This is a genomic window from Streptomyces sp. NPDC006510, from assembly GCF_040611955.1.
Classification (GTDB): domain Bacteria; phylum Actinomycetota; class Actinomycetes; order Streptomycetales; family Streptomycetaceae; genus Streptomyces.
This window is the reverse complement of record NZ_JBEXPH010000286.1, coordinates 1-7,987: the sequence shown is the minus strand read 5'-3', so window position 1 is coordinate 7,987 and position 7,987 is coordinate 1. Positions and strand designations below refer to the sequence as shown.

Annotated in this window: 4 protein-coding genes and 3 pseudogenes; 5 read left to right on the top strand and 2 right to left on the bottom strand. The window is 67.3% G+C overall.

All coding sequences use genetic code 11. From position 1 onward, the window contains the following. Window positions 1-454 precede the first annotated feature (454 nt). From ABZY11_RS41020 to ABZY11_RS41010, 3 genes and pseudogenes are all read left to right on the top strand, one after another. Window positions 455-1,720, top strand: a pseudogene (locus ABZY11_RS41020) (DEAD/DEAH box helicase family protein); the annotation flags it as partial. Between the two features lie 412 nt (window positions 1,721-2,132). Beyond that, window positions 2,133-2,858 (top strand): IS6 family transposase, encoded by a 726-nt coding sequence (locus ABZY11_RS41015; RefSeq protein ID WP_356484048.1) that lies wholly within the window; start codon window positions 2,133-2,135, stop codon window positions 2,856-2,858. A gap of 696 nt (window positions 2,859-3,554) precedes the next feature. After that, entirely contained in the window at window positions 3,555-4,148 is a 594-nt protein-coding gene (locus tag ABZY11_RS41010) for a hypothetical protein (protein ID WP_356484047.1), read from the top strand. A 187-nt stretch (window positions 4,149-4,335) separates the two neighbouring features. On the opposite strand, the gene ABZY11_RS41005 is transcribed toward ABZY11_RS41010, so the two are convergent. Together ABZY11_RS41005 and ABZY11_RS41000 are read right to left on the bottom strand one after the other, a co-directional pair. Next, window positions 4,336-6,507: a TerD family protein gene (locus ABZY11_RS41005; RefSeq protein ID WP_356484046.1), complete on the bottom strand. Its 2,172-nt coding sequence runs from the start codon at window positions 6,505-6,507 to the stop codon at window positions 4,336-4,338. A gap of 64 nt (window positions 6,508-6,571) precedes the next feature. Further along, a pseudogene (locus ABZY11_RS41000) lies at window positions 6,572-6,814 on the bottom strand (DDE-type integrase/transposase/recombinase); the annotation flags it as partial. Between the two features lies 1 nt (window position 6,815). Between ABZY11_RS41000 and ABZY11_RS40995 the strand changes: the two are divergent. Then, window positions 6,816-6,917 (top strand): annotated as a pseudogene (locus ABZY11_RS40995) (IS5/IS1182 family transposase); the annotation flags it as partial. Window positions 6,918-7,035: 118 nt separating this feature from the next. After that, window positions 7,036-7,878 (top strand): hypothetical protein, encoded by an 843-nt coding sequence (locus ABZY11_RS40990; RefSeq protein ID WP_356484045.1) that lies wholly within the window; start codon window positions 7,036-7,038, stop codon window positions 7,876-7,878. Window positions 7,879-7,987: the final 109 nt, after the last annotated feature.

Here is a 7,987-nt window from a genome sequence, read left to right as displayed (position 1 = left end):
GTTGCCGGTCCACTCCGTGGCCCGGGCAGTCAACTTCGTTGACTGTGGCCCGGATCGCTCCGCGATCCGGGCGGCGGGCCATGCTCCGCACGGCCTTTGGGCTGGCTACGGGTTGGGGTGGCTTGCTGGGAAGTGCGGTGACGGGCCGTGAGGAATGGGGGCTTCCTGCCTGATCTCTGGTCCCTTGAGTCCCTGTCAGGAGGGTTCAGGGGTTGACAGGAACGGCCCTGCGCAGATGACAGACTGGCGGTTCGGAAACACTTCTGTGGTCGGTGTGCGTCACTTTTGATGCCCAGCTAGATTAAGGAGTGTGAGCCGACGCCCTGCCGCTGTCCCTGGGGTCGATTGTCTGTGTCTTGGTTGTCGCTGAAAAATGCATTTTGCTGCACAGGGATCCGGGTCTTTTCTGGCTTGGAAATATATCTGAAGCGGTCGATGAGAGGTAGTTTTGGTGATGCTGAAGGAGTTGTTTCCGCATCAGGTGGAGGCGGTCGACGCGGTTCTGAGGGTATTGCAGACACCTGCGAGCGGGCACCTGCCGGCCGAGGGCCTGCGGACCCAGGTCGTCGCCGCGACCGGTTCCGGGAAGACCCTGATCGCCGTCGCGGCCGCCGAGAAACTCGGCGCGCGGCGTGTCCTGGTCCTGGTGCCGACACTGGATCTGCTGACCCAGACCGCGGCCGCATGGCGGGAAGGAGGCCGTACGGGGGCGATGGTCGGGGTCTGCTCGCTCCGGGCCGACGACTCCGACGGTGTGCCGTGCACGACCGCCCCTGGCGAACTCGTCTCCTGGGTAAGGGGTCTGGAGCGTGTCACGGTGTTCGCCACATACGCCGCCGTCGGCCTCGGCATCCTCCAGAACGCGCACACTGCCGGCCTTGGTCCGTTTGACCTGATGGTCGTCGACGAGGCGCACCGCACCAGTGGGTACGCGGGTAAGGCGTGGGCCGCGGTGCACGACCAGACGAAGATGCCGGCGACCCGCCGTTTGTACATGACGGCAACGGCGCGGATCTGGGAGGCGCCCGAGCATGCTCGGAGTGGTGAGTCCGGTGCGCCGCGGTTGATCGCGAGTATGGATCCGGGGTCGCGGGTGTTCGGGCCCGTGGCGTACAAACTGACGCTCTCACAGGCGGTGAGCCGGGGCCTGGTAGACCCGTATCAGGTGGTATGCGTCGATATTTCCGATCCCGAGTTCCATCAGCTGCGCCAGGAAGCCGGATACGGGTCGGACGCCGCACGCGGAGCACGACTCGCCGCGTTGCAGGCCGGGCTCGTGACCGCGGCCGCCCAGGAGAACCTGCGCAAGGTCCTGACGTTCCACAGCCGGGTCAGTGAAGCCGAAGCCATGGCCACAGGAGTCGTCGACGCAGCCCGGAAGCTCTGGGAAAACAACCCCAGACGGTACCCGGACCCTGGGCGGGTATGGGCCAACTGGCTGTACGGCGAACACCCGCCCACCCACCGCCGTGCCGTCCTGGAGGAGTTCGCCTCCGACACCATCACGGACCAGGGTCAGGCGCAGGCGGTCGAGGGTGGTGCCGGGGGGCGCAGCGGGGGTGGGCGGCGGTCGGGGAAGGGGTTGGTGCCGGCGGCGTTGCGGGTGTTGAGCTCGGTGAAGGTGCTGGGTGAGGGTGTCGATACGGCGAATTGTGATTCCGTCGCGTTCTGCGATGCGCGGGGGTCGATGATCGATATCGTGCAAATGGTCGGACGGGCCCTGCGAATCAAGCCAGGGGAAGGGAAGATTGCTTCTCTGATTGTTCCGGTATTCCTCGCTCCGGGTGAAACACCGGACGAAATGCTGACCTCGGACGCCTACGGAACCCTCGCGAAGGTCCTCGCAGCGCTGCGGGCACACGACACCGAAACGATCGAGCACCTCGCCGATCCCCGGATCCGCAGCGGCAGTTGGCACCCGGAGGGAGGCGAGGCGGAAGCTGAGCGGGAAGTTTCGGAGGGTGTGCGGGGGCCGAGTGTGCCCGCGCAGGAGTTGCTGAAGTTCAGCACGCCCCGGGACCCGGCACTGCTTGCGCAGTTCGTGAAGCTGCGGGTCATCGAGCCGGAGAACAGGCACTGTCACGTTGGCTGGCCGGGTGGGATGATCTTCGGGTTGATCATGGTGGAGGGGGTTGTCCGTGGGCAGTACGCCGCCGCCGTACAAGGGGCACCGGTACCCAGTCGAGATCATCGCGCACTGCGTGTGGCTGTACTTCCGCTTCCCGCTCAACCTCCGCGAGGTCGAGGAGCTGATGCTGCAGCGCGGCGTGATCGTCTCCCACGAGACCGTCCGCCGCTGGTGCCTGAAGTTCGGGCAGTCCTACGCCAACGGCCTGCGCCGCCGACGGCCCCGGCCCGGCGACAAGTGGCACCTGGACGAGGTCTTCATCAAGATCAACGGAGAGCAGAAGTACCTGCGGCGGGCCGTTGACCAGGACGGCAACGTGCTCGACATTCTCGTACAGAATCGGCGGGACACCGCTGCGGCCAGGCGGTTCTTCCGCCGGCTCCTCAAGGGAATCGGGGCCGTGCCGAGGGTGGTCGTCACGGACAAGCCCCGTTCCTACGGCGCGGCCCACCGCGAGGTCATACCCTCCGTCGAGCACCGCTCCCACAAGGGCCTCAACAACCGGGCAGAGAACAGCCACCAGCCCACCCGACAACGCGAACGCGCCATGAAAGGCTTCCACTCCGTCGGCGGAGCCCAGCAGTTCCTGTCCGCGCTCAGCGGCATCTCACCCCACTTCAGGCCCCGCCGCCACCTGATGACCGCCAGCGAATACCGCACCGAGATGACCATCCGCTTCGCCAGCCGGGATCAGGTCACCGGCGTCACCGGCCTGCCTACCGCGGCCTGAGCACGGAGCCGGAACCCGGCCCCACCACACCCGACACACCATCAGGCACTCACACCCTCAACAACGTGACAGCGCCCTCGCGTCCCGTAGGCGATCCCATGTTCGTCTCCGACGTACGTAACAGCGTGATGTAGGCGCCCCACTCATCTCCTTGAACGCCCTGATTGAGCGTCGCGTCGACGTCCGGAAGGTGCGGCGACCACACCATCAAGCCGCCACAGACGACGACACCGGCATCGGACGCCTTGCCGGTGGAGTCTTCGTTGCCTCCGCTGGAGATTGGGGTTCAGGCAATCCAGCTTTCGCCATGTCACGCGGGCCCCCTGGCGCACCGCCCGCAGCGTCTCGGCACGGCCGCCAGTTTCCTGACATGTTCTTGTCCCGTCACCGTTTCCGGATCGGGTAAGTCATCAGGCCCAGGAACCTCCTTCCAAGTTCCTCCCGGCTCAGCCGGGGATACGTCGGAGCGCCTCATGGCGCACTGGTGCCCGAAGGTCTTCTTCCAGGTCGTGCGTGACGAGCTGGCGCGCAGTATTTGCCCGCCCCACGGGATCGGGCGTGAGTCGAGCAGGCGCTGGAGGGCATCACCGACCAGTACGTCCGCGACCACGGGCGGCTGCCCGGCGAACGCGCCCGCCACGGACTGGGGTGGTGGGCGGCGCAGGGCGAACTGCCCCCGCCCCGCAGCGCGGCGACGTGAACCTCGTGAGCCTGCTCAGCGTCGCCGACGACCTCGCCCGCGGTTTGTCGGCGCTGAAGATCCGGGTACAGCCCCACGACCCGAAGACCTCCCTCGTCAGTCACGAGAAGGCGCGCGAGAACACGGAGAAGGAAGTTGACCGCCTCCTGGGCAAAGCCGTCTACCTCCAGCGCCACGCCGACGCCGCCCTGCTCGGGCGTTGCGTCCTGGGCGCGGACTCCAAGGAGGACCGCTCCACCGAAGGCGCCCACCTCCAGCTCAACGTCTGGGACGACTCCACCCGCCGGGACATCGTCGAAGACGGCACCACCGGCTGCGTCGCCCACACCGTCGAAGCCGCCCGCCGGACCATGGCCGACCCCGCCAGCCGCAAGGTCCTGCTCGGCTTCGTCCATGACGACGAAGGAGCCGTCATCTCCCGCGCCCTCGGACTCGGACCGGACGACACCAGCCAGTTCCTGCCCCGCGGTCTCACCTGCGCCCCGAGCACCGCGCCGTCTGACCCCGCCACCGGGCACCGGGATTGCCCCAGAACCGGGTCATGGGCGCCTATTGGCCTCGACCACAGTCGCGTGGCCACGACCGATTGATAGAACGCATGGGGCGTCAATGAGTATTCGCCGACACAACAACCCCCGAGGCGCAGTTCGGCGCCTCGGGGGTTGTTGTGTCGAGGGCGAGGAGAGCGAAGGGGCTAAATCCAGGGCGCCGAAGCGTCCGTTCTAAGTGTGAGAAGGAAGTCCCTTCATGGCCTCGCACCACGGTCAACGGTATCAGTCACTCGGGGATCAGGTCGCGCAGATTTTCCGGGGTGAAAACCCGGGAATCAGGGTGCAGGCCCTCAAGGCGTTCCAAGCCGATGTAGGTGACCGGGCCGTCTGGGGCCGTCTCGCCGTCCCAGAGTGCCACCGTGGTGGCGTCGTCGGACATCAGATCGGTGAGGTACCGGACGGTGAGGCTGTCGCGCTCCACGATGCCGCGCAGCAGCGTCGCGACCGAGACCTGGTTTCCCTCGACCTGGTTGGCCGACGGATGCCCCTTGAGGTACAGGTGCAGCCACGTGGCGTGCCACTGGCCGTTGGGTCCGCGATGGAACGCCAGCGGCAGTGCGACCCTGCCCGGCCCGCGCAGGTCCGACTTCATGCGCACGGTGCGCGGCTCGAACGGCTGGCCCTCCTGCTCGTCCTCGCGCAGCATGAAGCCGAAGAACGACTCCTCGACCTGCTCGAAGCCCTCGCCCTCGAAGATGTTGACCTGCGGGACGATGAACGTTCCCCGCACGGCGCCCAGACGCAGGTTGATGAACTCAGAGGCCCCGTGGGGCGCTTCGGTGATGTCACCGGAGTGCTCGCCCCAGATGTCGGAAAGCGCGGTGTACGACAGCCAGGAGACGGTGTTGTAGTCGGAGTCCAGCATCAGCGCCGAAAGGTCGTAGTCGGTGTCCTTCTGCCTCTGCTTCCAGTGGACGAAGAAGCGCAGCAGTTCGCCTTGGACCGGGGAAACGGAGCCCCGTGGCAGTACGCCGAGGCCGGACGCGGTCGCCTTACCGCTGAGCGGGAGCGCGACGTCGAGCACGTCGGGGTCGATCAGCAGATGGCCGGGGGCTGGCAGCCGGCGGCGTATCTCGGCGTCGAGGGCGGCGCAGAGGCGCTTGCACTCCTTCGGCGGCACGGGCGGGCGGGCGTCGGAGGTGACCCAGGCGCGGCCGAGGCGGTTGACGAAGACACGGTTTCCGTCGGTCTTCGCCACGCGGTTGTGGAGGTGTTCGCGGACCGACAGTACGACCCGGCCGGAGACCATGGGGGCCACCTGCTCCGCGGCGGCCACGACGGCATCGCGCCCGTCCTGGGTGCGGGCCGCGCGCAGCAGTCGGTCCAGGTAACGGAACAGCGTGCCGGGCGCGGATTTCAGCAGTTCCGCCGCCCCGGTGACCTCGCCCGTGCCGAGCAGTTGCTCGACACGGCTGTTGTGCGACCGGGTTTTCTTCTCGCCCCGGGCGACGGCGAACACGTCGGCGGCGTACGGCAGGTGCGGGTACTCGTGCGGGTGGAGGCGCTCGCCGAGGCGCTTGAACGCCTCGCGATGCGCGGCGACGTCGGCCAGCTTGGCCGGAGCCGTGGCGACGACGGAGTCGAGGCCCGCGAGCAGGGCGCGCCGGACCGGACGGGACAGCGCTCGGAAACGAGTCGGCTCCTGCAAAGTCACGTCACCGCCCGACAACACGCAGGCCAGGCGGAGCACATCGGTGACGGTGTCCAGAACGAGATCCGCACCGGCGTTCAGGCTGGCCCGGTTGACGAGGGCGCGGTTCTCCCGGATTGGGATCGCGTCGGGCTGAGGACCGCCCGCGCAGTGCTCGGCGAGGGATGCCAGGGAACGCAGGTCGTCGGCGCCCAGCGGCGTGGTGCTCCCGGCCAGGGCCAGGTACAGGGCGGTGACTTCGTCCTCCAGGGCACCACCGAGGTGGAGGACCGTCATGCGATCGCCCGCCGCGGCGATCAGCTCGTCATGAGCAGCGAGCATCTCGGCGTACGTGTGCCGGTAGTTGCCGTACGACGGGAGCGTCAGCAGGTCGAGTACACCGCTGCTCAGTTGGGCGACCGTGCGGTCACGGGACGCGTAGTCGGCGAGGGCCTCGGCGACGCACCCCATCCAGAAGTCGAACGTGTCGGGCACGTTGGCCGGGAAGTCAACGAAGTAGACGTTGTGCTCGACATGGTCTCCGGCCATCTCCCGGACAGCGCCCAGGGCGCGCGCGGCGGTCTCGACGACCGTGGCTTCACACAGCCCTGACAGGTGCTCCAGCAGGGCCGCCGAGAGCTTGAAGCCCACGGACATCAGCGCAGCGTCGAACTGCCGTGCTGCGACGTCGCCTTCGCCCGGTGGGCCCGCGGGTGAAGGGAGATGATGGGTGTGCTGGATGACCAGCGGTTCGAGACTGTGGCTCATTGCAGAATGATTCCAAACCCGTTCGGGCTGGCGCATTCGGATTTCGGGGTAACGCTGGGGGGCTCCCTCGGGTCCGCTCGGCAGCCTGGAGGGCATCGATGACGAGCTCGGTGCGCATGTGATCGGCGATCGCCCACCCGGCCAGACGGCGTGAACACAGGTCGATCACGGTCGCGAGATAGAGCGGTTTCGCGCCGCTGACCGGCAAGTATGTGATGTCGCCGACGTACTTCGCGTTCACCGCGGTCGCGGTGAAGTCGCGTCCGATCAGGTCCGGCGCCTTCGCCGCGGCCGGGTCCGCGACGGTCTCCGAGACTCTGATCACCTGGGCTGCCATCACCCTCATGACCAGGCGCCTGGCCAGGAAAGGCGCCACCCCCAACTGGCCGAGGAAACCGGCGCCAGCCGACGGCTGAGCCGTTCCTATACCCCCGTCAAGCTGGATCAGCCGGGGACAGCCTTTTCGCGGGATATCGGCCAGTTCATGATCGGCGATGGCGTGTCAGTGCAAGTGGCTACAGTGCAGCCATGCCGGATGATCTGATCATGCAGGAATTCATACCAACCTGCAGGCAGCGTGTTTTCAAGGGAACGCATGGGGAGCGCTGTGCGCGTGCATGCCGGGTGCGGCGGGCGGACGGCACCTTCGTGGTGGCCACGTTGTTGTCCGACGGCACGGTGCGTCTGTGGGACGAGGGGACCCTTGCTCCCGTTGGACCGCCACTGCCCGTTCTGGCCAGCTGGGTTCCGGATGAGCTGGCCGTCGTACGAGACGGAACGGGACGGGAGCTGTTGTCCTGCGGGACGAGCGAGGGGGAATTCGCGTGGCTGTGGGATCCCGCCACAGGAGAACGGGTGGCCGAGACTTCCGTCGAGTGGGCCGGTGACGCGTCGGTCGTCGATCTCGACGAGTCTCTGGAGTCCGCGCTGAAGCGGGGGACGGGCAGTGTCATCGCGTTGCAGCGCCTGCCCGGCAGCGACACGGTGGTGGCCGCTCATAAGGGGGAGTTGAGGCTACGGCTGTGGAATCTGCAGTCGGGTGAGGAGACAGGCGGAATCGACGTTCCCAGTGGCTCTTCGCTTGCTGTGACAAAGGGGCCGACCGGTGAGCCGGTCGTGGCCACCACGGCTCAGTCCGCATCCGAGGGCCGTGAGGTGATCCGGCTGTACGACCCGGCAACGGGACGGCTTGTCGATGAGTTGGCCGGCCATACCAAGGGCGTGACCGGGTTGCTGGCGTTCAACGGAGCCGACGGGAGACCACTGCTTGCCTCGGCGAGCTTCGACGGCACCGTATGCCTGTGGGACTTGAGCGGCCGTGCACCGGTGTCCCGAGGGCGTTGTCACGTTGGTGTGGTGTTGATCGATTGAGGGCGCGTCAGGGCGTGTAGGGGTCGGGTGGGGGCATGGCTTACGCTGCGGCGGGCAGGGCGGTGGCGCCGGTGATCTCGTCCCAGATGGCGAAGCGGGTGGTCATCTC

What these genes read in the sequence shown, in the direction of transcription:
- ABZY11_RS41005 (WP_356484046.1), bottom strand. Translation starts at nt 6,507, where the DNA reads ATGAGCCACAGTCTCGAACCGCTGGTCATCCAGCACACCCATCATCTC.
- ABZY11_RS40990 (WP_356484045.1), top strand. Translation starts at nt 7,036, where the DNA reads ATGCCGGATGATCTGATCATGCAGGAATTCATACCAACCTGCAGGCAG.